The 23,047-nt window shown below is 67.1% G+C and carries 23 protein-coding genes; 16 read left to right on the top strand and 7 right to left on the bottom strand.

Annotated elements, in window-relative coordinates; all coding sequences use genetic code 11:
• Positions 1-11: 11 nt before the first annotated feature.
• Both R3A49_11110 and R3A49_11105 read left to right on the top strand, forming a co-directional pair.
• Positions 12-1,484, top strand: a complete 1,473-nt coding sequence (locus tag R3A49_11110; GenBank protein MEZ5171281.1) for an OB-fold domain-containing protein — start codon at positions 12-14, stop codon at positions 1,482-1,484.
• 3 nt (positions 1,485-1,487) lie between these two features.
• Positions 1,488-2,669 carry an acetyl-CoA acetyltransferase gene (locus tag R3A49_11105; protein ID MEZ5171280.1) on the top strand — a complete coding sequence of 394 codons (1,182 nt, stop codon included), beginning with the start codon at positions 1,488-1,490 and terminating at the stop codon, positions 2,667-2,669.
• 22 nt (positions 2,670-2,691) lie between these two features.
• On the opposite strand, the gene R3A49_11100 is transcribed toward R3A49_11105, so the two are convergent.
• A complete protein-coding gene (locus R3A49_11100; GenBank protein MEZ5171279.1) occupies positions 2,692-3,843 on the bottom strand; it encodes a sulfotransferase in 1,152 nt (383 codons plus the stop codon).
• A gap of 305 nt (positions 3,844-4,148) precedes the next feature.
• Between R3A49_11100 and R3A49_11095 the strand changes: the two genes are divergently transcribed.
• The 10 genes from R3A49_11095 to R3A49_11050 all read left to right on the top strand — a co-directional run bounded on the left by R3A49_11095 (position 4,149) and on the right by R3A49_11050 (position 14,974).
• Entirely contained in the window at positions 4,149-5,531 is a 1,383-nt protein-coding gene (locus R3A49_11095) for an ABC transporter substrate-binding protein (GenBank protein ID MEZ5171278.1), read from the top strand.
• 57 nt (positions 5,532-5,588) lie between these two features.
• Positions 5,589-7,655, top strand: a complete 2,067-nt coding sequence (locus R3A49_11090; GenBank protein ID MEZ5171277.1) for an ABC transporter permease — start codon at positions 5,589-5,591, stop codon at positions 7,653-7,655.
• Complete coding sequence (locus R3A49_11085) at positions 7,652-8,407, top strand: ABC transporter ATP-binding protein (protein ID MEZ5171276.1); 756 nt, start codon at positions 7,652-7,654, stop codon at positions 8,405-8,407. Before R3A49_11090 ends, R3A49_11085 begins: the two co-directional genes overlap by 4 nt.
• Entirely contained in the window at positions 8,404-9,141 is a 738-nt protein-coding gene (locus R3A49_11080) for an ABC transporter ATP-binding protein (GenBank protein ID MEZ5171275.1), read from the top strand. Before R3A49_11085 ends, R3A49_11080 begins: the two co-directional genes overlap by 4 nt.
• 116 nt (positions 9,142-9,257) lie before the next feature.
• Complete coding sequence (locus R3A49_11075) at positions 9,258-9,947, top strand: TetR/AcrR family transcriptional regulator (protein MEZ5171274.1); 690 nt, start codon at positions 9,258-9,260, stop codon at positions 9,945-9,947.
• Positions 9,948-10,334 (top strand): hypothetical protein, encoded by a 387-nt coding sequence (locus R3A49_11070; protein ID MEZ5171273.1) that lies wholly within the window; start codon positions 9,948-9,950, stop codon positions 10,332-10,334.
• Entirely contained in the window at positions 10,321-12,033 is a 1,713-nt protein-coding gene (locus R3A49_11065; protein MEZ5171272.1) for an NAD(P)/FAD-dependent oxidoreductase, read from the top strand. Before R3A49_11070 ends, R3A49_11065 begins: the two co-directional genes overlap by 14 nt.
• Positions 12,034-12,057: 24 nt before the next feature.
• On the top strand, positions 12,058-13,686 hold the full coding sequence (locus R3A49_11060) for an NAD(P)/FAD-dependent oxidoreductase (protein MEZ5171271.1): 1,629 nt from the start codon (positions 12,058-12,060) through the stop codon (positions 13,684-13,686).
• Positions 13,686-14,141, top strand: a complete 456-nt coding sequence (locus R3A49_11055) for a hypothetical protein (protein MEZ5171270.1) — start codon at positions 13,686-13,688, stop codon at positions 14,139-14,141. The genes R3A49_11060 and R3A49_11055 overlap by 1 nt, the downstream gene beginning before the upstream one ends.
• Before the next feature lie 77 nt (positions 14,142-14,218).
• On the top strand, positions 14,219-14,974 hold the full coding sequence (locus tag R3A49_11050) for a hypothetical protein (GenBank protein MEZ5171269.1): 756 nt from the start codon (positions 14,219-14,221) through the stop codon (positions 14,972-14,974).
• A 6-nt stretch (positions 14,975-14,980) separates the two neighbouring features.
• Here the strand turns inward: R3A49_11050 and R3A49_11045 are convergent, their stop codons facing one another.
• From R3A49_11045 to R3A49_11025, 5 genes are read right to left on the bottom strand one after another with little or no spacing between them, the layout of a single operon-like run.
• The gene (locus R3A49_11045) at positions 14,981-15,526 is read right to left on the bottom strand and encodes a pyridoxamine 5'-phosphate oxidase family protein (protein ID MEZ5171268.1); all 546 of its coding nucleotides are present in this window, start codon (positions 15,524-15,526) and stop codon (positions 14,981-14,983) included.
• Between the two features lie 27 nt (positions 15,527-15,553).
• Entirely contained in the window at positions 15,554-16,297 is a 744-nt protein-coding gene (locus R3A49_11040; GenBank protein ID MEZ5171267.1) for an SDR family NAD(P)-dependent oxidoreductase, read from the bottom strand.
• A 2-nt stretch (positions 16,298-16,299) separates the two neighbouring features.
• Positions 16,300-17,067, bottom strand: coding sequence for an SDR family oxidoreductase (locus R3A49_11035; protein MEZ5171266.1), 768 nt, complete (start codon positions 17,065-17,067; stop codon positions 16,300-16,302).
• Positions 17,068-17,080: 13 nt separating this feature from the next.
• Positions 17,081-17,530, bottom strand: coding sequence for a hypothetical protein (locus R3A49_11030; protein ID MEZ5171265.1), 450 nt, complete (start codon positions 17,528-17,530; stop codon positions 17,081-17,083).
• Complete coding sequence (locus tag R3A49_11025) at positions 17,527-18,528, bottom strand: phosphotransferase family protein (protein ID MEZ5171264.1); 1,002 nt, start codon at positions 18,526-18,528, stop codon at positions 17,527-17,529. Before R3A49_11025 ends, R3A49_11030 begins: the two co-directional genes overlap by 4 nt.
• Before the next feature lie 143 nt (positions 18,529-18,671).
• Between R3A49_11025 and R3A49_11020 the strand changes: the two genes are divergently transcribed.
• A complete protein-coding gene (locus R3A49_11020; protein MEZ5171263.1) occupies positions 18,672-19,112 on the top strand; it encodes an SRPBCC family protein in 441 nt (146 codons plus the stop codon).
• A 10-nt stretch (positions 19,113-19,122) separates the two neighbouring features.
• Here the strand turns inward: R3A49_11020 and R3A49_11015 are convergent, their stop codons facing one another.
• Positions 19,123-19,308, bottom strand: coding sequence for a hypothetical protein (locus R3A49_11015; protein ID MEZ5171262.1), 186 nt, complete (start codon positions 19,306-19,308; stop codon positions 19,123-19,125).
• 18 nt (positions 19,309-19,326) lie between these two features.
• Here R3A49_11015 and R3A49_11010 point away from each other — a divergent pair, with 18 nt between their 5' ends.
• The 3 genes from R3A49_11010 to R3A49_11000 are packed head-to-tail and all read left to right on the top strand — an operon-like array spanning position 19,327 to position 23,037.
• Complete coding sequence (locus tag R3A49_11010; protein ID MEZ5171261.1) at positions 19,327-21,084, top strand: AMP-binding protein; 1,758 nt, start codon at positions 19,327-19,329, stop codon at positions 21,082-21,084.
• Positions 21,081-21,998, top strand: coding sequence for an LLM class flavin-dependent oxidoreductase (locus R3A49_11005; GenBank protein ID MEZ5171260.1), 918 nt, complete (start codon positions 21,081-21,083; stop codon positions 21,996-21,998). The genes R3A49_11010 and R3A49_11005 overlap by 4 nt, the downstream gene beginning before the upstream one ends.
• A 46-nt stretch (positions 21,999-22,044) precedes the next feature.
• Complete coding sequence (locus R3A49_11000; GenBank protein ID MEZ5171259.1) at positions 22,045-23,037, top strand: LLM class flavin-dependent oxidoreductase; 993 nt, start codon at positions 22,045-22,047, stop codon at positions 23,035-23,037.
• The last annotated feature ends 10 nt before the right edge of the window (positions 23,038-23,047 follow it).

Raw genomic sequence — 23,047 nt, 5'->3', positions numbered from 1 at the left:
GACCGGCCACGATGAGCAACCACGCTCACCTCGCCTGCCACGGGGCCTACGTGCCGCCCCGACGGTTGCCGCGCGCCGAGATGGCGTCCCTGTGGGGAGGACCCGCGGTCCCCGGCGACCGGGCGGTGGCCGGCAGCGACGAGGACACGCTCACGATGGCGGTCGAGGCGGCCCTCGACTGCCTCGAGGCCGGTCCCGACGCGTCGGCGATCGACGCGGTGTTCTTCGCGAGCACGACCGCCCCGTATGTGGAGAAGCACGCTGCGGCCACGCTCGCAGCCGTACTCGGGGTGCGTCGCGACGTCTTCACGGCCGACATCACCGACACGTTGCGGGCGGGAACGTCGGCGTTGCGCCTGGCCGTCGAGGCGGTGCGATCCGGCTCGGCGACGAACGCACTCGTGGTGGCCTCCGACGAGCGTCTGGGCGAACCCGATTCGATCTCGGAGCAGATGCTCGGAGACGCAGCGGCCGCTGTCGTCGTGTCGAGCGCCGGACCCGTGCGGGTTCGGGAGACCGCGGCCGTCGCCGACGAGTTCATCGGACCGTGGAGGCGGGCCGACGACCGCCTGGTTCGCTCCTTCCAGGGCAAGTTCGAGACCGAGTACGGCTGCCGACGCCTGCTGGTGGAGGCGGCCAAGGCCGTGCTGGCCACCGCCGGGCTGGACCAGGACGAGGTCTCGAGGATGATCCTCGCCGCACCCGACCCGCGCACGGCTCGGAGCGCCGGCGCCGAGCTCGGCTCCGAGAGCGGCGAACCCCACGACGAGCTGTTCATGCAGATGGGGTACGCGGGCGCCGCACATCCTCTAGTGTGTCTCGGAGCGATCCTCGAGAGGGCCGACGCCGGCGAACGACTCGTCCTGGCGAGCTACGGCGAGGGCGCCGATGCGTTCCTGTTCGAGGTCGAGGACGTGCCGGAGCGTCCGGAATCCTGGCGGGGTGTCGCCGGATCTCTTGCGCGCCGCTTCGAGACAGCGGGCTACGGCGACTATCTCCGGTCACGCGACCTGGTGACCCGCCTCCAGACCGACGTACGCGCGTCGCCCGTCACGTACCAGCGCGACCTGTCCAGGGAGCTGACGCTGACCGGAGCGCGCTGTTCCGCCTGCGGTCTGGTCCAGTACCCGGGAGGGCGGGTCTGTGACGGCTGCGGCGCGTACCGGACGCTCGACGACGTTCCTCTCGGCCGCAAGGGTCGGATCTTCACGAACACCCTCGACCACATCGACCAGAACTGCTATCTGACCGAGCCGATCCCCCGGGCCGTGATCGACCTGGAGGGCGGCGGCAGGATCTTCCTCGACGTCACCGACTGCCGGCCCGACGACGTTCATCCGGGGCTCGACGTGGAGCTCACGTTCCGGCGCATTCACGGCGGTGGCGGGTACAACAACTACTACTGGAAGTGTCGGCCGGACGGTGACCCGAACGGTCCCGCCACGCAGGAAACGGCGACGTCGACGGTGACAAGGCAGGCCTGAGCGATGACGCAGGGGATTCGTGACCGAGCGGCGATCGCCGGCGTGGGCTGTACGCCGTTCGGCGAGCACTGGGAGGCGGGCCCGTCCGACATGTTGGCCGACGCGTGCTTCGAGGCCTTCTCGGACGCGGGCGTGGAGCCCTCCGACGTCGACGCCATCTGGGTGGGCTCGCTCTACCCCTTCACGGGTCTCTCGGGGGGCATGGCGGTCGACGCCCTCAAGCTGTTCGGCAAGCCGGCCACGCATGTCGAGAACTTCTGTGCGTCGGGCCTCGACGCGTTCCGCAACGCCTGCTACGCGGTCGCCGCCGGCGTGTGCGACGTCGCCCTCGCCTGTGGAGTCGAGAAGATCCTCGACCAGTCTGCGTCGGGTCTGCCTCTCGACGTGCTCGGCGCCCACCCGGTCATGGGCTCGGTGTCGGCTCCGGCCGTCTTCGCGCTGGCGGCAACGCGGGCGATGGAGGCATGGGGCTGGACCCGCGAAGACCTGGCTGCGGTCGCGGTGAAGAACCACGACAACGGAGCCGACCATCCGAAGGCCCACTTCCGCCGGCAGGTGAGTGTCGATCAGGTTCTCGGCTCTCCCTGTCTGGCCTGGCCGCTGGGTCGACTCGACGCCTGCGGTGTCTCCGACGGGGCGGCGGCTGCCGTCATCACGCGCCCCGAGCTGGCGGCGGAGCTCCCCCACAAGGACGACTTCCCCTGGGTCAAGGCCGTGCAGCTCTCGGTCCACACCGGCTGGCCCGTGTACAAGTCCGACGTCGACTATCTCGGCTTCCCCGCCACGCGTCAGGCCGCACGCCAGGCGTACGAGGAGGCCGGGATCACCGATCCCCGCGCCGACATCGGCCTCGCCGAGGTCCACGACTGCTTCACCATCACCGAGCTGCTCAACATCGGGGATCTCGGGCTCTGCGACCAGCCCGAGGCCGCGGCTTTCGTCAACGACGGGCGCGCGAACTTCGACGGAGAGATCCCGGTCAACGCCTCGGGTGGCCTGAAGAGCTTCGGGCACCCGATCGGAGCGACGGGGTGCCGGATGATCTACGAGGTCACGCGCCAGCTCCAGGAGCGCGCTGACGGGCGGCAGGTGAAGGACGCATCCTTCGGTCTGGCCCACAATCTCGGCGGCCAGGGCTCCGCGGTCGCGGTGACGATCCTCGGCGCGAACGACACCGGTCCCTGACAGGGGGAGAGAAACGTCGGCTCTACCGGTGTTCGGCTGCCGGGAAGCGCTCGGTGTAGAACGCGAACCTGTCGAGGATCTGCTGTTCGCTCAGGCCGTACTCGTCGAGTCGGTAGTCGTGCGTCCCGTGCTCGCCCTGCGGGTGCGCGGCGGTGTAGTCGGCAAAGGCCTGCTCCAACTCCGGGGTCATCGGAATCCCGAAATGGCCGTAGATCCGCTGCACCGCTCCCACCGGGTCGGCCACCAGATCGGTGAATCCGATGTCGATGATCCGTGACGGCTCGATTCCGGCGCGACAGCGTTGGCTGTACTCCAGCTTGGCGGCCAGGTACTCCATGACCGTGGGCCCGAGGTCCCGTCGGTCGAAGGAGCGCCCGGTCATGAGTGACTCCATCATGCTGGCGTAGGAGCCCACACATTCGACCGGGTCCCTGTGCGTGATCACGATCGAGCAGTCGGGGAAGATGTCGACCAGGATGTCGAGTGCCCACAGGTGGGCAGGTGTCTTGAGCAGGAACCTCTCACCGGGTCGGCACCACTGGAGCATGCGCAGGATGTCGGCGTAGTAGAGGTAGCTCGCCCGGTGGTCCTGTTCCCGGAACCACGAACCGTACGGCTCCATCAGGACCTCGATGCCGAACTGCACGTCCTGGAACGTGTGATTCAGGAGGTGGATGCACTCCTCGGCCGTGTCCGCACTCGTGTGGTGGATCCTGGCGAAATCCGGGTTCTCGTCGTAGAGCTGGTCGGTGAAGGCCTTGATCCCGAGATACCGGGGGTCGTCCTCCTTGGCGGGGTTCCCCGGCAGCGGCGACGGGTTCATGCCTTCCCACAGCTCCATGGGGCGCATCGCCGGATCCTGCGACAGAAGATTCAACAGGGCGGACGTTCCCGTGCGCGGGAGGCCCGTGAGGTACATCGGTGCGTCGATCTGCACGTCGCGGATCTCGGGGTGCCTCGCCCAGGCGTCCTCGATCCGGAGGCGCTCCGACAGCAGGCCCAGCAGGCGGCCGCGGTTGTGCCGGCGGGCGTCCTCGTCGAACCCGTTGTGGTCGTAGGTCTCGAGGAGCTTCTCGAGACCTACCCGGAAGTCGTCCGACCCGAAGTCGCTCAGCCCGCTCGCCGCTCGGGCCTCATCGAGAAGCTCGTCGAGGTCGAAGGAGACATCGCTCATGGCCGTGTTTCGCCTCCGTCGGGGGTCTGACCGTTCGGGCGACAGGGTCGTGGTGTCGGAGTCGGACGCGAGGTGTCGACGCCGCCCGCCCGAACCGGCAAGCTAGCGCGCCGCGACGCCGGTCGCGGCGGTCGTGGCGGCTCACCGGATCCGACCTCCCTTCCCATGATGCGCCTTGACCTGCCGGGCGAGGCCTGTTTTCATTGTCGTCAGCTTAGTGACGCTAAGTCACCAAGATCACGGTGAGGTCGAACAGCGCGAGTACCGCACCGGCGCAGGATCACCGCGCGGAATCGGGGACGACGATGGGCGTGTCGACGGGCGATTCGACGGCGGTGTCGACGGCGGTGTCGACGATGAGGACGCAGCGGTCCCTGCCCCGCCGTGTCCTGGTGCCCCTCATCGCGCTGGCGCTGGTCGCCGCGGGATGCAGTGAGAAGACCGACCCCGAGACGAACAGGGACCTGGGCCAGGATTCCGAGTTCGAGTGCACCACCGACTCGATCGTCGAGTGCGCGCCCGACGGAACGACGCTCGACGACCTGATCCCTGACGCACCGGTCGTCGCCGACGGCGAGCCGATCAAGATCGGAATGATCAACAACGAGTCCGGTCCGGCGGCGGCGTTTCCCGAGCTCACGCTGGGCACTGAGGCCGGCGTCGCGTGGCTGAACGAGGAGATGGGAGGTGTCGACGGCCACCCGATCGACCTGATCACGTGCGATGTCCAGTTCAGTGCCACCGGCGCCCAGTCGTGCGGTCAGCGGATGGTCGAAGAAGACGTGCTCGCCGTGCTGGGCGGGATCGACCTGTTCGGCGACGGCGTCCAGGTGTTGGAGGACAACGGGATTCCGTACATCGGCGGCGTCCCGGTCAGCTTCACCTCGGTGGAGAGCCCGATCTCGTTCCAGTTCAGCGGCGGTTCGTGGGGCCAGAATCTCGGCTTCGTGCACCACATCGTCGAGGAACTCGATGCCGAGCGGGTCTCGATCATGTACGGGGACTTCGGATCCGTCGTCGACGGCGCCGAGTGGGCCGAGCGCGCGCTGATCGGGCAGGGGATCGCTCCCGAGAACATCAACATGGTTCCCATGCCGATCGTGACCGAGGACGTGCTCACACCGCTGACAGCGGCCAACCAGTCCGATCCCGACGCGATCATCGTCCTGGTCGCCGACGCGGGCTGTGGTGCCGCCTACCAGGCCATGCTCGAGGCCGACATCACCGCGCAGACCTACTGGTCGGGAGGATGCCTCGAGCCGACGTTCGTCGACGCGGTCGGTGGCGAGAATCTCGAGGGGTACATCTACGGCATCGAGAACCCCCTCGAGGGCCCACCGCCTTCCGTCGACCTCTACGACGAGGTCATCGAGCGATACGGGAGCGAGGGTGTGGAGGCCGGTAGCGCCGCCACGATCGCCTTCGGGTCGCTGATCAACCTCTATGTCGAGCTCGTTGGGATCGGGGCCGACAACCTCAGCAGTCAGGCGATCATCGACGATTTCCGTTCGGCGGTCGACCGTCCGAGCTTCCTGGGCCACGCCTACACCTGCGACGGCCGGCAGATGGGCGGTGAGCTCCCGGCGATCTGTGCGCCCCAGCAGATCCTGGCCCAGATGCAGGACGGCGAACTGACACAGATCAGCGACTGGATCGAGGTCTCGGAGCTCATCGTTCCCGAGGAGTGACGACACCTGTCCGGCTCAGAGGCCGGTAGTAGTCGTCGATGATCCCCGGCAGGTGACATCCGTGCGGTCCACGAAGAACAAGAACGAGGGACAAAGGAGCAGGTAATCACCGGCTACCTCGGTTACCTGCTGGTCGGCCTCGGGGCCGGCGCGGTCATTGCCCTCCTCGCTCTGGGGCTGGTTCTGACCCACCGCGCGTCGGGCGTGGTCAACTTCGCGCATGCCGCACTCGGCATGTACGTCGCCTTCGCCTACTTCGAGTTGCGTCAGACCGGCGAGCTCGTCCTACCGGTCATCGGACTGCCGGCTCGCGTGCCGATCATCGACGCTCCGACGGTCGAAACCGCACTGATCACGTGCGCGCTCCTGTCGGCGGTGCTCGGCCTGATCATCTACTTCGCCGTGTTCAAGTGGCTGCGCACCGCTCCTGCTCTCGCTCGCGTGGTCGCCTCGCTCGGACTCCTCCTCTACCTCGAGGCCGTCGTCAAGCTGCGGTTCACCGAGACGAGTGCGACGCAGCTCAGCCTGGGCTCGATCCTGCCCGAGGGCAGCAGTGAGTGGTTCGGCGTCACGGTGCCGAACAACAGGTTCGTGCTGGCCGGCCTCGCCCTCCTGGTGGCACTCGTGCTCCGCGCGGTCTTCCGGCGCACCCGCTTCGGTCTGGCCACCCGGGCCGCGGCCGAGAACGAGAAGGGCGTTCTGCTCCTCGGGCACTCTCCCGACCGGGTGGCAGCGATCAACTGGATGGTCGCCTCCCTTCTCGCAGGCATCTCGGTCATCCTGATCGCGTCGGTCACCAAGCAACTGGATCCCCTGGCGACGAGCCTGCTCGTCGTCCCGGCGCTCGCGGCCGCACTCTTCGGCGGCCTGCGTTCGTTCGTGGTGACAGCACTCGCCGGGCTCGGGATCGGAATGGCGCAATCGGTGATCCTGAACTTCACGACGCAGACCGACTGGATTCCCCTGTGGATCCCCCAGGGAGGCTTCCAGCAGGCGTTGCCGTTCCTGCTGATCGTCATCGCCCTGACCGTCCGTGGCGAGACGTTGCCCGGTCGCAGCGTGATTCTCGAGTCCCGGCTCCCGAACTCGCCTCGACCGCGGTTCGTGGGAATGACGGCGCTCCTCCTGTCGGGTGCGACGTTGGCGGGGCTCCTGACACTCGACAGCCAGTGGCGGTTGGCCATCGTCGTGTCGATGATCATGGCGGTGATCGCGCTGTCGAGTGTCGTGCTCACCGGCTACGTCGGGCAGATCTCGCTGGCCCAGTTCGCGTTCGCGGGGGTCGCCGGATTCGGGACTGCAAAGCTCGTCGTCGACGCGGGAATCCCGTTTCCGTGGGCGCCGATCATCGCGATCGTGATCACGACCGTGATCGGTCTCGTGGTCGGGCTTCCCGCCGTGAGGGTCCGGGGCATGACGCTGGCCGTCGCGACGCTCGGTGCAGCCGTGGCGATCGAGGAGCTCCTGTTCAAGTCGAGCGCTCTCGGGGGTCTGAAAGGCCAGCGGGTGCCGCGACCTCGGCTGTTCGGTGTCGACCTCGGCTTCTCGGCCACCGGTTCGGCCAACTTCCGGCCCGCGTTCGGGATCTTCGTACTCATCGTCTGTGTCGTCGTGTTCCTCGCCGTTGCCAACCTGCGGCGGAGCCCGACGGGGCTGCGGTGGCTCGCGGTCCGCTCCAACGAGCGGGCCGCCGCCGCTTCGGGCATCAACGTGCCCGGCACCAAGCTCTCGGCTTTCGCCGTCTCGTCACTGATCGCCGGGATCGGCGGGGTCCTGATCGGCTACCAGGCGGAGAAGCTGGCACCCGAGTCGTTCACTGTGTTCGCCGCGCTCGCTCTCCTCGCCCTCGTCTACCTCGGCGGTATCGCCAGCATCAGTGGCGCTGTGATCGCCGGCCTTCTCGCCACCGGGGGAGTCGTGACGCAGCTCACGGACGGCGAGATCGGCGGTTCCCCCGACCACCAGTTCGCGGTCAGCGGCCTCGCCCTCATCGCGATGGCGATCCTGTACCCGGACGGGATCTCGGGAGCGGCGCGGCGGGCCCTGTTCTGGAGGCGTCAGGTCAGATCGGGCAGGACGGTCGCAGACGCCCACCTCGGCGACCGCTCCCCGGTGAAGCCATGAACCCGCTTCTCGAGGTCACCGATCTCATGGTCACCTACGGAGGTCTGAACGCCGTCGACCTCGTCTCCTTCTCCGTCGATGAGGGCGGAATCGTCGGTCTCATCGGCCCCAACGGCGCCGGGAAGACGACCTGCATCGACGCCCTCAGCGGGTTCATTCCGCAGGCAACGGGAGGGATTCGTTTCGCCGGGACCGACATCCGGGGCTGGCCCGCACACAGGCGGGCCGAGCACGGCCTCGTCCGCACGTTCCAGTCGGTCGAGATGTTCGACGACCTCACGGTTCGCGAGAACCTGCTCGTGGCCGCAACGAGAACACGCTGGTGGTCGGTGTTCGTCGATGCGTGCCGACCCTCGTACCGTGCCCGGAACATCGACGTCGAGTGGGCACTCGATGCCACCGGCCTCGGGGATGAAGGCGAGCGCTACCCACCCGAACTCGGACACGGCCAACGACGCCTGGCCGGCTTGGCCCGGGCGCTGGCGTCACGGCCCCGCCTCGTGCTCCTCGACGAACCGGCCGCAGGGCTCGACAACGCCGAGACGGCGGCACTCGCCTCGCGGCTCCGGTCACTGCCGGATCTCGGAATCGGTGTGCTCCTCGTCGATCACGACATGAGCCTGGTTCTCGGTGTGTGTGAGCGGATCCACGTGCTCGAGCTCGGCCGCGTGATTGCGTCGGGTTCACCTCGAGAGGTACGCACGGATCCGGCTGTCATCGAGGCATACCTCGGTTTGGAGGCCGATCGATGAACCCGGTGCTGTCCCTCTCCGGTGTCGATGCCGGCTACAACGGGGTTCCGGTCGTGCACGGCCTCGACCTCACCGTGGGCGAGGGGGAGATCGTGGCGCTCCTCGGTTCCAACGGAGCAGGGAAGACGACCACGCTGCTGACGATATCGGGCCTCCTGCCGCGACTCGGCGGCGAGCTCACGGTGCTCGGTGCCGCGGTGTCCGACGGCCGGTACGGGATCGAGCGTCGCACGCTGGATCTGGCACGTCGCGGTCTTGCCCACGTGCCGGAGGACCGTGCGCTGTTCTTCGAGCTGACCGCAGGCGAGAACCTCCGCCTCGGCGCGCGACGTCGTGACGAGGAGGCCGTCGAGATGGCGCTGGCGGCCTTCCCTCGCCTCGAGAAGCTGAAGGACCGTGACGCGGGGCTGCTCTCGGGCGGTGAGCAGCAGATGCTGGCTCTGGCGCGGGCACTCGCCGGACGACCGCGCCTTCTCCTGATCGACGAGATGAGCCTCGGACTGGCGCCGATCGTCGTCGAGCAACTGCTCCCGACCGTGCGGGCCATCGCCGACGACACGGGCGCAGGCGTGCTCCTCGTCGAACAGCAGGTCCCCGCGGCTCTGGCCGTGGCCGACCGTGTCTACGTGCTCCGGCGGGGGCGTGTTGCCATCGAGGGAAACACCTCGGACCTGCGTCACCGCCGGGATCTGCTCGAGGCGAGCTATCTGGGCGACGTGGCGGAGGGTGATTAACTTAGTGCTCGCTAACTTAGTGACATGAAGCTATACTGATGCCACGCCGTCCCGCCGGTTCCCCACGAACGGCCCGGGCGACACCGCACACACGACGCCGAGAGGCGGGGAGAGACATGGCCAAGGCCACCGGGAAGGCCGAACCCACGGGGAAGGTCGAGGCCACGGGGAAGGCCACGTCCACGTCCGCCGGAAAGGCCAGGCCGACGCGCCAGCGTGCCAAGCGGGGTGAGGGCGACAAGCTGCGCCAGGAGATCATCGAGATGACCGACGAGCTGCTCCTCGAGGCGGGCAGCGAATCGGCGGTCTCCATCCAGGCGATCGCCGACCGGGTCGGGTGCACGCCGCCGGCGATCTACATGCATTTCGCCGACAAGGACGCCCTGATGCTCGAGGTCTGCGTCCGCCACTTCCACGGGTTCGTCCAGTCCCTCGCCGCCGCGGGCACCGACAGTGACGACCCGCTCGAGGTCGTGCGGGCACGCGGTCGCGCGTACGTGGAGTACGGGCTCCAGAACCCCGAGCCGTACCGCATCCTGTTCATGCAGCAGACCGACAGCTTCGCCAACCGCAGCGTCGCGACCACAGCGGCGGATTCCTTCGGACTTCTGGCCGCCGCCGTCGAGGAGTGCCTCGAACAGGGCATCTTCCCCGAGGGCGACCCGTTCACGATCTCGTGCGCGCTCTGGGCGAGCATCCACGGCCTCACGTCACTGATGATCTCGAATCCCGATTTTCCCTGGCCGCCGCTCGACGACCTCCTCGACGTCGGCACGTGGGTCTTCAGCGGCCCACGGGAGCAGTAGATGGACCTCTGGTCGAAGGGTCTCGGGAAGCGTGTCCTCAGCCTGGCTCTCGCCGAACGCGAGTCGTCGGCAATCAGAGACGACGCCCTGGTCATCGAGGGCGTGATGCACGCCCCCACCTTCTGGGACTACGAGGTCACCCTCGACCGCCGGGACATCACCGAGTTCCTCGGCCTCCTCCAACGACCCGAGACCGTCCGGTTCGTCATCGAGGACGAGCACCGCAGGCAGATCCTGGGCACCGCGCTCGTCAGTGCCCTGATCTTCGCAGGCCGGACTTTGGGCCTGTTGATGCAGGGATCGCCGCCCCCCGAGGCACCTGACGGTGGCACACCCCTGCACACCGAAACGCCGACGAAGGAAGTGGGAGCCGGTGGCCGGACCTGATCGTGAGTACGACGTCATCGTCGTCGGAGGTGGGATCAACGGCCTCACGGCGGCCATCTATCTGCAACGGTCGGGCCTGAAGGTCGCCTGCTTCGAACGCAAGCTGGAAGCCGGCGCCGGTGCCTGTACCGAGGAGGTCATGCACCCGGGGGTCAAGGTCAACCTCTGTGCCTGCAACATGGTGACCCTCTGGTCTCCGGTCTACGGGGATCTCGAGTTGGAGAAGCACGGTCTCGAGATGCTCACGTCCGGTGAGTGGGGCATGTTCCATCCGTTCCGCGACCGCTCGGCGGTGATGTTCCACTCGTTCCGGGCACAGGAGACCTACGAGCAGTGGTCGACCATCAACCAGAACGACGCGGAGCTGTTCAAGACGGCGTTCAACACTCTCGGGCCGATGATGGGCGAAACGCTGCACTCGACGCAGTTCGAACAGCCGCAGCAGGGACCCGCGGAGGTCGTCGAGCCCGGGGGGCTCGCGACGATGCTTCGGGCGCTGATCCCGCAGATTCCCGAGAACGCCCACGAGCTGAACGGGATCGAGCTCGCGGAGGCGATCTACGAGGACGAGAAGATCCGTACAGCGGTGCTCACCAACTGCATCACGGCGGGCTCGCACCCGTGGGAAGGCGGAATGGCAACGCTGATGCCGCTGATCTTCCCGATTCTCCAGTGCGTCCAGAGCGTCACGTGGACGTGCCGGGGCGGGAGCCACGCCCTCACACACGCGCTGTGTTCGGCCTTCGCCGCCCACGGCGGCCGCCTGTTCACGGGCTGCCCCGTCGACACGATCATCATGGAGGGCGACGAGGCGAAGGGCGTCGTCCTGTCCGAGCACGCGGCCTACCCCGAGGCGGAGGTGCGGGCACGCCGAGCCGTGGTCAGCAACCTGTCCTGCCAGCCGACGTTCCTCGACCTCATCGGCGAGGACAAGCTCCCCGACTGGGTGGCCGAAGGCGTGCACGCCTACAAGAACGACGAAGTGGTCATGTTCACCAACTACTGGGTCCTCGACCGACCGCCTCACTGGGAGGGATACCCCGACGGCGTCGACACGGCGTTCGGGTTCAACTACGGCCTCGACAGCGTCGCCGACATCCGTCGACTCCAGCACTGCCTCGAGAACGACATCCTCCCCGACCCGCCGATCGTGGCGGGCCTGTCGGTGCAGGGCTTCGCGCTCGCCGACCCGACCCAGGCGCCCCCCGGCCAGTACACGATGATGTCGTGGGCGAACGTCCCCTACAAGCTCCCCGAGCACGGCGGACCCGAGAAGTGGGACGTGATCCGCGAGGACTACGGCGACAAGATCGACGATCTCCTGCGTGAGTACAACCCGCAGTTGATGGATTCGGTGGTCGCGCGTTACTGCAACACCCCTCTCGACTACTACCGGAAGAACCCGAGTCAGGTCATGGGTGGTACCGCGAGCGGTCCCACGAGCCTGAAGTGGTTCGGGACGGCGCGGCCCTTCCCGGGCTGCGGCGCCCCGCGAACACCGTTCGCCAACCTGTACCTGTCGAACTCGATCTGGCCTTTCGGCACCACGACGTTGGGCGCCGGTTACGTCGCCGCCACCGTCCTCGCGGAGGACCTCGGAGTACGTGAGGGCCAGGACTGGTGGCGCTACCAGGCACTCGAAGCCGGACGAGAGACCCTGGCCGCACGCGGCATCGAGGTCAGTCCTGCGGTCGTCTGATCCACGTCGGCAAGGAACGAAACGATGACGAAGCTCGAGCACGAATACGACGTGATCATCGTCGGCGGTGGTCCGAACGGACTGGTCGCGGCCGGCTACCTCGCCAGGGCCGGGGCCGAGGTCCTGCTGCTGGAGCGTCACCACGAGCTCGGGGGCGGTCTGATCACCGAGGAGTGGTCGGGCTTTCGTTTCAACACCCACGCCAAGCTGATGATGATGATGGACGTGGCACCTGCCTACGAGGACCTCGAGCTCGAGAGCTGGGGTTGCAGCTACAGGCGTCCCGACGCCGCGGCCGCCATCTTCACGCGCGACGGTCGGGCGCTGACGCTGTATCCCGACGTCGAGCGCACCGCCGCGAGCATCGCCCGTTTCTCACCCGCCGATGCCGAGGCGTACCCGGAGGTGATGCACGAGTGGTCCACCATCGTCGAGGAGGCGTTGATCCCCGCAACGTTCACGCTCCCGATGCCGATGCTCGACATGGTCATGTCGTACCAGCAGAGCGAGGTGGGCGAGCTCGTCAACGAGATGGCCGAGGAGACGTTTCTCGAGACGCTCGACGCCGCCGGATTCGAGAGCGAGCTGCTGAGAACGGCGATCCTCTACCTCGGCACGATGTACGGCATGGATCCCGACGGTGGCCTCGGGTTCCTGCTGCCGCTGTTCTACCACCGACTCCTGAACGCGAGCATCATCTCCAACGGTTCTCATCAGCTCGCAGGGTCGCTTGCCCGGTTCGCCAACAACCACGGGGTGACGTTCGAGCGGGCCGCACCCGTCACGAAGATCCTCTGCGACGGAACCAAGGCGGTCGGCGTTCGGCTTGCAGGGGGCGACGAGGTCTTCGCCAGGAAGGTGATCACGACCACCAATCCGCAGACCACGTTCCTCGAACTGGTCGGCGAGGATGCGTGCAATCAGGCGTCGCCGAGCCTCGTCGAACAGACGAAGGCGTGGGAGTGGGAGTCGACGAGCACGCTCAACGTGCACTACGCGCTCGATCGGCGTCCCGAGCACGCTGCGGCCGAATTCGACCCCGTCGCCGACCGGGCCCTGGTCAAGATCATGGGCGTCGAGACCGTCGACGATCTTCTCGATCACATCGACGGTGTGCGCCGGGGTGAGTTCGACCTGGTGGGCGCCGGTATGACCCTCACCGATCTCGACCCGATGCAGGCTCCCATCGACGTCGAGCCGGGTTCGGCCGTCGCGTGCTGGGAGACGCTGGCACCCTACGAGAACGTCGAGGGCGACTGGGACGACGTCGCGAAGGGTTACGCCGAGCGGATCCTCGACACCTGGGCCGAGTACGCCCCGAATCTTGCCGAGGCAAGGGTCATTCGCAGCTACGTCAACCATCCCGCCTACATAGAGGCGAAGCTGCCTGACATGAAGCGGGGTTCGATCAAGCACGGGGCCTACGTCACGACCCAGATGCTGTCGAACCGGCCCAACATCGACTGCTCGGGCTACCGGACCCCGATCGACGACCTCTATGTGGCGGGGGCCAGTGTCTGGCCGGGAGGCATGGTGCTCCTCGCCGGCGGGTACAACGCGGCCGGTGTCGTCGCCGACGATCTCGGTCTCGACCGCTGGTGGAGTGAGCCCGACTTCGTGATCCGCGCCCGCGAACAGGGTCTGGTCGGCTGATGAGGTTCTGGTCGAAGGGCCTCGGTCAGCGCACCGTCAGCCTCCGGTTGAGTGACGGCGAGGCGGTCAAGAGCGGCGACAAGCTCTACGTGAAGGGACAGACCGAAGAGCCGGTCTCGTGGGAGTACATCATGCCGCTGCGGGGCCCCGACTTCGTCGAGTTCGTGACGCTGCTCCGGGATCCCACGGTGGTCCGGTACCTTTACCGGTCACCGAAGCGCTGGCGCCTCTACGTCACGTTGCTCGTCGGCGGTGTTCGCTTTCTCGGTCTGTTGCTACGGCAGTCCGTGACCGGGCGGCGAGGCCCCGCACCCGAAGAGCCGACCATCGAGGTTCCGCCCCCCAGGGTCCGAAAACGGCGGCACCTCGATTCGCGGCGCACAGGCGAACGGCGGCGCCGCCTCGGCGCGCAGTCCCGACGAGACGATCCTGCCACGGCCGAGAAGGCCGAGTGAGGGCACGGGTGGCGACGTCGATCGGTCGAGGTCGTCCACCACGTTAGGATCGTCGATCGAAGGTCGGAGGGGAGCTCATGTTCGAGCGGCTCAGGGAGCAGTACGGGCTCAAGGCCTGGTGGGGAGCCTTCGTCATGCGCTCCGAGATGAAACACCTCGGTGGTCTCGTCGAGGAGACCTACGTCCCGATACTCCGGCTGATGGACGACGACCCGGACCGGATCGAGCGTGACCACCGCGCCGTCACGGCGCGGCGCAACGAGATCACCTGGTGGGATTCCCCCTACGCCCGTTGGAAGAAGACGTACGGCAACTTCGTACGGGAGTTCGAATGGGCGAGCGGCGAGCTCGAGGCACGCATGTCGCAGCCCGACTTCGAGGATCTGATCGTCTCGACTCTGGGCGGTCGCATGGAGAACTGGGTCGGCTGGGTCAAACGACTCCTCCGGCGACTCGACGAGCGCTCACCCGAAGGGATCGGTTCGGCGATGAGCGGATCGCGCGCTACGGAGATCAACGCACGGTCGATGGCGACGATGTGGCCGATCGTGGGGGACATCGAGATCCGGGGTGTCGACGACGGCGTGATCGAGTGCTACATCCCCGACTGCGCGATGCACAAGGTCGTGAGCGACACCGAGCCGCAGACCAACGCCTGCCTCTACGGCTGCAAGGCGACCTGTGAGGCGTTTCTGGGTCCCGAGGTCCCGATGTCGATCCACTTCGAGCCCAACCTGCCCGCTTTCGACTGCGTGATGCGGGTGTCGATGGATGGCCGTCCGGCCGACCCTGCACGGCGGGCACCCCGGGAGCTCGATCTCAGCTCGACGTGACCGGTCCTACGTGTCGTTCGTTCCGGGAGTTTCGAGATCCGCGCTCTCTTCTGCCGCAGCCGTCCAGCTCTCGATCGAGTCCTGCATCATCTTCGTGGCGTCGTAGGTGATCCACTTCTCGGGGACCACCTCGAAGATCAGGCGACGCTCCGAGTCGAGCATCTCGGCGAACATGTCCGTCAGGGGACCCTCACCGCCCATGATCACCTTTGCGAGCGCCGGATAGAACCACTTCTTCGTCTCCTCGTCGTCACGGAGGATGCAACGTCCCTTGGCGGTGACGGTGCGGGCGGGGCCCACGGGCGTGGCGATGCCCGACACGATCACCGAGACACGCGGATCGCGGCGGATCGCCGCTATCCGCTTGCGCTGGCTGGTGGCCGTGAGCCAGAACCGCCCGTCACGCCAGATGTAGCTCATCATCACGCCGACGGGCCAGTGGTCCTTCGTGCCCCAGACGAATGCACACTCGTTCTGGGACGTCAGGAGCTCCTCCTGTACGTCTTCGTCGAGTGGGTAGATGCCCACTTCGTCGTAGTTGGTGATCTTCATCCGGAACCCCTTCTCGTCTCGTTCGTCTCACCGGATGGCGGTGAGGCCACCATCGACCGCCAGCCACTGCCCGGTCACGAAGTCGGCGTCGTCGCTGCAGAGGAAGGCAACGACGCCGGCGACATCCTCGGCCTGGCCGACGCGCCCGAGAGGCGTCCGTTCGATCCAGTAGTCGTCCATCCCCAGCGGGTCGGTCATCGGACTCTTCGTGAAGCCGGGGTTCACGCAGTTGACGCGGATGCCGTACGGACCGGTTTCGTGAGCCATGGAACGACAGAGTCCGAGCAGCCCGGTCTTGGCGGCACAGTACGCAGGGAGAAAGGCGCTGCCGACGAGGCCCTCGACGCTCGACATGAAGACGAGCGCACCGCCACCCGTCTGTTTGATGAGTGGCAGAGCGGCCTTCGCGGTCCGGAAGACGCCGTGAAGATCGACATCGAGAACCTCGTTGAAGTCCTCGTCGCCGACGTCGTCGACGACGCCGAAGCCCACGATGCCCGCATTGGCGACCGCGAAGTCGAGTCGTCCCCACTCCCGGTCGATCGCCGCGACCGCGTTCATGCAGTCATCGAGTGCCGTGACGTCGCACGGAATCGAGACAGCGGTGCCGCCGGCCTCCTCGATCAGGGTGACGGTCTCGTCGGCGCCGTCCTCGGTGATGTCGGCGATCGCCACCCTTGCGCCGTCGTCGGCGAGGCGCCGGCTGATGGCACGTCCGATCCCGGATCCGCCCCCGGTGATCAACGCCACCCGATCATCGAAGCGTGCCACGGTCAGCCTCCTGTGGGGAACGTGTTCGTCATGCCGCCGTCGACGCACAGCGTGGCGCCCGTGACGTAGCCGGACGCGTCGGACGCCAGATACACGAGCGCAGCCGCCATGTCCTCGTCGCGGCAGGCCCGTTGCACCGGCAGGCCGTTGGCCATGAGGTCGACCCCGACCTGTGTGAACAGACCGAGGAAGGTGTCCGTCGCCGAAGGCCCCGGCATCAGCGCGTTCACCGTGACACCGAACGGGGTCAGTTCGGCCGCGAGGTTGCGGGTCATCGACGCCAGCGCCCCTTTCGATGTTCCGTACGCACTGACGAACCCGAAGCCGAGCTCTGCCGAGGGTGAGAGGATGTTGATGATCCGACCCCGGCCCTTCTCGGTCATCCGGCGGGCGCAGGCCTGTGAGAACCGGAACGGCCCGTTGACGTTCGTCTCCATGATGTCGAGCCACTGCTCCTCTTCGACGTCGAGAAACGGTGACGGCGGGTAGATCCCGGCGTTGTTGACGAGGATGTCGACCCCGTCCTTCCAGTCGACGACCCCCTGCACGCACGCGTCGACCTGCGCACGCGAACGTACGTCGCACGGGACCGCGAGCGCCTCGCGTCCGTCGGCTTCCGCCTCGGCGACGAATTCGTCGAGCGGCTCCTGCCGGCGACCCGTCACCGCGACGGCCGCGCCTGCCTCGCTGAGAGCACGGGCAAAGCCTCGACCGAGCCCGGTACCGCCACCGGTGACGATCGCCACGCGATCGTCGAGTGAAATGTTCATCAGCTTCCCTTCCTCACTGCAGCGACTCGATCGCCGCGGTAGACATCCACAGGGAGTCCTCGCCGGCCGTCCGACTGACCTCCTGCTCCAACAGTTGGCGCACCTGGCCGACTCCCGGATCGTCGCACCCGAGCAACTCGGTGAGTGCTTCGCCCAGACGGCGGTGGCGCTCGCGGGGATCGTCGATGCCCGTGGCGGCCGCGAGCGCCGTCTCGATCCGTGCGGCCAGCTCAGGTGACTCGCCCCGGGTCTGGGTTGCGATACCCGCGAGACCGGTTTCCAGCCGCGTGTTCATCTCGATGTAGGGGTCACCGTGCTCGAGGCGGTGCGACACCTCGGCCAGCGCCGTGACAGCGGCATGGACCTGCGTGCGAGCGAGCTCGTCGTCGAGCGAAGGGAGAACATGCGTTTCGAGGGAGCGCCCGATGGCAGCGAGTATCTGTTGGGAGTCGAGCAGGATCACGTGTTCATCTCCTCTGCGAGTTCCAACTGGCTCTCGAGCATCGCGACGATGGGCTCGGCGGTCGCCCCCAGGGCGGCGACCGAGAGGAGCCGGAGGTCCGTGCCGCCGGTGACGACGTCGTGGGCTCCGGCCAGACCGATGATCGAGCTCTTGAGGAGCTCCAGGGTCTGGTAGTAGACGATCCGACGTTCGTCGACGGTCTCACCGGTGAGCTCGCAGTAGTATTCGGCGAGCTCGTTCTCGACCGCACACGGCCCGGCTCCGACCGTCTGGGTGAAGGCGAGGTCGCTGACGGGGTCGCCGACCCGTGCGAGCTCCCAGTCGAGGACGCCCACGATCTCGCCGTCCCGCCACTTCAGATTCGGCAGGCGGTAGTCGCCGTGGAGGAGCACGAGCCGCTCACACTCGGGTGCCAGCCGGTCGAGGACGTCGAGGGCGTGGCGCAGCAGGGGCTTGGGCATGATCTCGGTGTCGGCGAGGCGTCGGCGACAGACCGCCACCAGGGCCCGCGCCGAGCTCGGCCCGTCGTCGAAGCCCGCGAGCCCGTGGTCCTGTGTCTGGTGTATTCGGGCCAGCATCTCGACGAAGCGGGTCTGGACCGACTTCTTCAGAGCGGGGTCGTCGTCGAAACGGGTGTCGAGGCTCCGGTACACCTCACCGTCGACGTAGGTCATGAGTGCGAAGCGGTGCCCCAGGGCGTGCTCGTCGGTCTCGACGTGCACGAGACCCGGTACGGGCAGTCCTGCCTTGCCGACCCGGGCGAGAAGCCGGCTCTCCCAGGCGATGTCGTAGGGCGGGATCACGCCGTGATCGGGCTCGGCGCGCAACACCCACGTGGCCGGGCCCGAGTCGGTCTCGACCCCGACCCTGCAACTCAGCGAGGACAGGCCGTTGGTGAAACGTTCGATCGAGTGGACATGACGCACGCCGAGGTGGGAGGCGTCGGCCGTCAGGTACTGCTCGAGACGCTCGGGATCGAGCAACACTGCCTCCGCCATCGACCCCCCTCCCCCTCGACAACCCCGGGCCGTCCGGGGCGTTCCTGGCCGTTGCGAGCCGGTCCCGTCCCGTTTCCGGGCCTTGAACCGGGAGCTTATCGCGCCTAACTTAACTCATTAAGTTGAGATAGGGAGGAGAGAACATGACCGGTCCCCACGACGAGGCGACGGTCCACGTCACCCACGATTTCGCGGTTTCCGCCGACGCTCTCTGGAAGGTTCTCGGAGACTTCAGCGACCTGAGCTGGGTACCCGCTGTGCATCACCACGAGTTCGAGGGGGAGGGCGTGGGGATGCTCCGTCACATGTACCTCGACGAGACGACAGCCATCGTCGAGAAGCTCGAAGCGCTCGACGAGGACACCAGGACGATCTCGTACTCGATTCCTGTCAACAATCCGCTGCCGGTCGCCGACTACTTCGCCACCATGACGGTCCACGAAACCGGTCCCGACAGTTGTCGACTCGAGTGGAGCTGCACCTGGTCGGCGCCCCGCGACATGACCGAGGACGAAGCCGTCGAGAGCGTGACCGCCTTCTACGGATCGCTGCTTCCCGGCATCGAAGAGGTCGTGGGCACCTGATGGAGCGTGCTCAGCTCTTGTCGGTGTCGGACAGCACTTCCAGGCGGTACTCACAGGTCAGACACCGTCGCATGGCCGTGCGGAGACGTTCGTTGCCGGCTCGTAGCTTCTCGATCTCGGCGCGCAACTCACCGATCTCCCGCCGCTGGTCTGCCAGCCGTCGCTCCCGGGCGATCATTTCCATGAGCTTCGCCACGATCTCGAACGGTACAGGGTGATCGAGCTGAAGACCACAGAATCATCGTCACCAGGCGGCCCGGCCGCGCACGGGTCCACCGGGGGTCACGAGTTCCCCCGCTTCGACGATTCCTACCGCCGGAGGTGGGTCTCGGCGGGCATGTGGACCGATCAGACACTTCACGACCTCTTCGACGAGACCGTCTCCGAACGGCCCGACTCGATCGCCGTCATCACCCGGAACCGGCGGATGAGCTTCGCCGAGTACCAGGCGGAGTCCGGCGCCCTCGCCGCCGGACTCGTTCGGGCGGGTGTTCGGCGGGGCGACATCGTGGCGGTCCAGTTGCCCAACTGGATCGAGTTCTGTCTCCTCCAGATCGCGTTGTCACGAATCGGAGCGGTGATCCAGCCCGTCCACTGCGTGTTCCGTGAGCGCGAGCTCCGCTCGCTGCTGAGATTCTGCGACACCGACTTCGTGGTCGTTCCCGACAGGTTCGAAGGTCACGGCTACGCCGACGCGGTCCGCGACATCCGGGATGACCTGCCCCGGCTCCGGAAGGTGATCATCGCCCGCGGCGACACCCCGCTCGACGAAGGTGGCGGAGTGCCGGATGGCCCGGAAGAGGTCGCTCTCGAGGCGCTGATCGACGAGGGCGGACGCCATCTGGATCGTCTCGAGACCGTGACGACGGATCCCGACGATGTCTTCTACCTGAACTTCACCTCGGGTACCGAAGGCGACCCCAAGGGTTTCCTGCACACGCACAACACGCTCATCTCGACGTTCAAGAACATGTCGCAGGCCCTGGCGAATCTCGACCCCGACATCGTCAACCTCACCTGTTCGCCGATGACCCACAGCTTCGGTCACTTCACCACGTACCAGTGCGCGCTCGCGGGCATCCCGATGGTGCTCGTCGACCGCTACCGCCCCGGTGACGTCCTCGAGTTGATCGAGCGGGAACGGGTGACCTCGATCTCGGGCACACCCGCTCATCTGATCGGTATCCTGCACCACCCCGACTTCGCGAGCACCGACACCACGAGTGTGAAGTCCGTGAGCCTCGGCGGCGCGCGGAGCTCGCCCGAGCTCATGGAGACGCTCGAGTCCGTGTGGGGTGTCCGATCGGCCAACACCTACGGCATGGGCGAGAACATCATCCACACACGCACCATGCCGTGGGATCCCGAAGACAAGGCGACGGAGTCCGTCGGCCGACCGCTGTTCGGGGCGGAGCTCAAGATCACCGACCCTTCCGATCACTCGCGCGAGCTGCCACCGGGCGAAATCGGAGACATCATGTTCCGGGGCCCCACGCTGTTCGTCGCCTACCACAAGCAGCCCGAGCTCACCGCGGCGACGCGCACCGACGACGGATGGTTCGTGACAGGAGATCGCGGTCACGTCGACGACGAGGGCTACCTCTACTTCGCGGGCCGGGCCGGGGAGGTCATCAACCGGGGTGGCACGAAGATCTACCCGAAGGCCGTCGAAGATCTCCTCGTCGAACATCCCGACGTCGAGGAGGCGGCCGTGGTGGGGATGCCCGACGAACGCCTCGGCGAACGGGTCTGCGCGTACGTGGTCACGAGAGACGGCGCGGTGGTCGACGTCGAGGAGCTCCGGGAGTTCTTCGCGCAGCAGCAGGCCATGAAGTACCTTGCGCCCGAGGCGGTCATCGCGGTCGACGAGCTCCCGATGACTCCCACCGGCAAGGTCGCCAAGTCCGCACTGGCCCAGGACGCGGCCGAGCGCGCCCGCGCAGACGGAGGAGCCAGGAGGCGGAAGCCATGAGAGTCGGTCTGAGCTGGGACCTCGAGGGTGACGACGCCGGTGCCGCGTGGCAGCACGTGGCCGACGAAGCCGTCGTCGCCGACGGTCTCGGCTACGACAGCATCTGGGTCTCCGAGTCCCGTGAGGATGTAACCAGCTGTCCGTCACCGGTGCTCTGGTTGACGAACCTGGCCCGGCAGACGAACTCGCTGCAGCTACGGGCGACCCGTCGGGTCACGCGCGCCAATCCGGTGCGCGTGGCCGAGGAGGTCGCGGTACTCGACGTCTTCTCCCGCGGTCGGGCCGGTCTGGCCTTCACCGCCGCGAGCGACCAGGGTGTGCCGGCGGCGCAGGTGCACGAGACACTCGACTTCGTCACCCACGCCTGGGCGGTCGACGAGTTCCGTTACCGCGGCGACTTCGTGCGGTTTCCCTCGCACACCCCCGACGACGCTCCCGCCGGTGTGACGACGCCGGAGCCCGGCGGCACCTACGTCCCCCAGTGGGACTGGGGACCCGACACCCCCGATTTCCTGGCCATCACGCCCAAGCCGTACAGCACGCGTCCACCCACCTACGCGGAGATCGCCGACGACGAGACGCTGGTGTGGGCCGCAAAGCGGGGCGTCTCCCCTCTCGTGGCGGCCGAAACCCCGACGGCGGAGGCGATCGAGCGCCTCGCCCGCTACCGCGAGATCGCCGACGCCGAGGGTCGGATCCGTGCCGAGGTCGAACCGGTCCTCGAGCGACGCATCGTGATGGACGACCGAGGCGACGAGTACCGGGTCGGTGGCGGGTCGAGCGAGCTCATCGACGAGATCCGTGCCCTCGCTGCGCAGACGGCGATCTCCCACCTCGTGTGGCGGCGCGGCAGTCCCGCCGACGGCGATCTTCTCCGGTTCGCCGGCGAGGTACAACCGATGTTGCAGGCCTAGAACGGGTGTAGGAACGGTCAGCGGGAAACGGAAGAGGCGGGGAAGCATGGAGTTCTGGACCGGCGCATTCGGGATCACCAAGATGCGTACGTTGCCCTCGGCGCTGGCGGACGGCTACGACGTGTTCGTCCAGGACGCGATCAACGCCGAGGAGATGGGCTTTCACGCTTACGGCGCGCCCGAGCACCACTTCACCTACGACGGCTTTCTCCCGTTTCCGCTCCAGGCGCTCAGCGCTGCGGCAGCGAAGACCTCGACGATCCGACTCGTGACCGGCGCGATGCTCGAGACGCTCTATGACCCGCTCGAGGCGGCGGAACACGCGGCAACACTCGATGTTCTCTCCGGCGGACGCGTGGTGCTCGGCCTCGGTATGGGCTACCGACCACTGGAGTTCGACGGTATCGGCACCGCCAAGAGCACTCGCGGCGCCCGGCTTCGCGAATCGATGGAGGTCCTGCGCCTGGCGACGACCCACGACACGTTCTCCCACGACGGTGAGCACTACCACTACGACGACGTGAGCCTCCGGCCCACGCCCGTCCAGCGCCCCATCGCGATGTGGCTCTGCGGCGGTACGACGGAGGCTGCGGCCCGCCGGGCCGGGACGGCGGGCCTTCCCTACTGGCTCGCGAACTCACCGTTCGAGCGGGTGGAGACGATCGTCGGCGAGTACCGCAAAGCCGGTCGCGAGGCGGGCTGGCCCGAGGAGCAGCTGAAGGTCGCCGCCTTCAAGGACATCTTCGTCGGAGAGACGATCGCCGAGGCCGAGATGATGCGCCAGATGATGATCGACTCCTTCTACGAAGAGCACATCCTCGGCTACGGATATCTCGTCGACGATGAAGGCAAGCACGTCTACAACCCGACCCCGGAACACCCGATGTACCGTCGCTTCCTCGACAGCCTGTTCTGCGGCACGGTCGGCGAGACCGTGGAGGAGCTGAAGCGCTACGAAGCCCTCGGCGTCGACGCGGTCTTCTTTCCGTCGATCCAACGCGAGATCATCTCGACGCGGATCATGCCCGAGTTCACGTGACGACCAACTA

The organism is Acidimicrobiia bacterium (assembly GCA_041394025.1).
Lineage (GTDB): Bacteria > Actinomycetota > Acidimicrobiia > IMCC26256 > JAOSJL01 > JAOSJL01.
The sequence above is the reverse complement of the archived record's forward strand: the minus strand, read 5'-3'. Positions and strand labels throughout refer to the sequence as shown.

Bases quoted from the DNA above. Each gene is read 5' to 3' on its own strand.
- R3A49_11110 (MEZ5171281.1), top strand. From the start codon at position 12: ATGAGCAACCACGCTCACCTCGCCTGCCACGGGGCCTACGTGCCGCCC.
- R3A49_11105 (MEZ5171280.1), top strand. From the start codon at position 1,488: ATGACGCAGGGGATTCGTGACCGAGCGGCGATCGCCGGCGTGGGCTGT.
- R3A49_11100 (MEZ5171279.1), bottom strand. From the start codon at position 3,843: ATGAGCGATGTCTCCTTCGACCTCGACGAGCTTCTCGATGAGGCCCGA.
- R3A49_11095 (MEZ5171278.1), top strand. From the start codon at position 4,149: ATGGGCGTGTCGACGGGCGATTCGACGGCGGTGTCGACGGCGGTGTCG.
- R3A49_11085 (MEZ5171276.1), top strand. From the start codon at position 7,652: ATGAACCCGCTTCTCGAGGTCACCGATCTCATGGTCACCTACGGAGGT.
- R3A49_11080 (MEZ5171275.1), top strand. From the start codon at position 8,404: ATGAACCCGGTGCTGTCCCTCTCCGGTGTCGATGCCGGCTACAACGGG.
- R3A49_11075 (MEZ5171274.1), top strand. From the start codon at position 9,258: ATGGCCAAGGCCACCGGGAAGGCCGAACCCACGGGGAAGGTCGAGGCC.
- R3A49_11070 (MEZ5171273.1), top strand. From the start codon at position 9,948: ATGGACCTCTGGTCGAAGGGTCTCGGGAAGCGTGTCCTCAGCCTGGCT.
- R3A49_11060 (MEZ5171271.1), top strand. From the start codon at position 12,058: ATGACGAAGCTCGAGCACGAATACGACGTGATCATCGTCGGCGGTGGT.
- R3A49_11055 (MEZ5171270.1), top strand. From the start codon at position 13,686: ATGAGGTTCTGGTCGAAGGGCCTCGGTCAGCGCACCGTCAGCCTCCGG.
- R3A49_11050 (MEZ5171269.1), top strand. From the start codon at position 14,219: ATGTTCGAGCGGCTCAGGGAGCAGTACGGGCTCAAGGCCTGGTGGGGA.
- R3A49_11045 (MEZ5171268.1), bottom strand. From the start codon at position 15,526: ATGAAGATCACCAACTACGACGAAGTGGGCATCTACCCACTCGACGAA.
- R3A49_11035 (MEZ5171266.1), bottom strand. From the start codon at position 17,067: ATGAACATTTCACTCGACGATCGCGTGGCGATCGTCACCGGTGGCGGT.
- R3A49_11025 (MEZ5171264.1), bottom strand. From the start codon at position 18,528: ATGGCGGAGGCAGTGTTGCTCGATCCCGAGCGTCTCGAGCAGTACCTG.
- R3A49_11020 (MEZ5171263.1), top strand. From the start codon at position 18,672: ATGACCGGTCCCCACGACGAGGCGACGGTCCACGTCACCCACGATTTC.
- R3A49_11005 (MEZ5171260.1), top strand. From the start codon at position 21,081: ATGAGAGTCGGTCTGAGCTGGGACCTCGAGGGTGACGACGCCGGTGCC.
- R3A49_11000 (MEZ5171259.1), top strand. From the start codon at position 22,045: ATGGAGTTCTGGACCGGCGCATTCGGGATCACCAAGATGCGTACGTTG.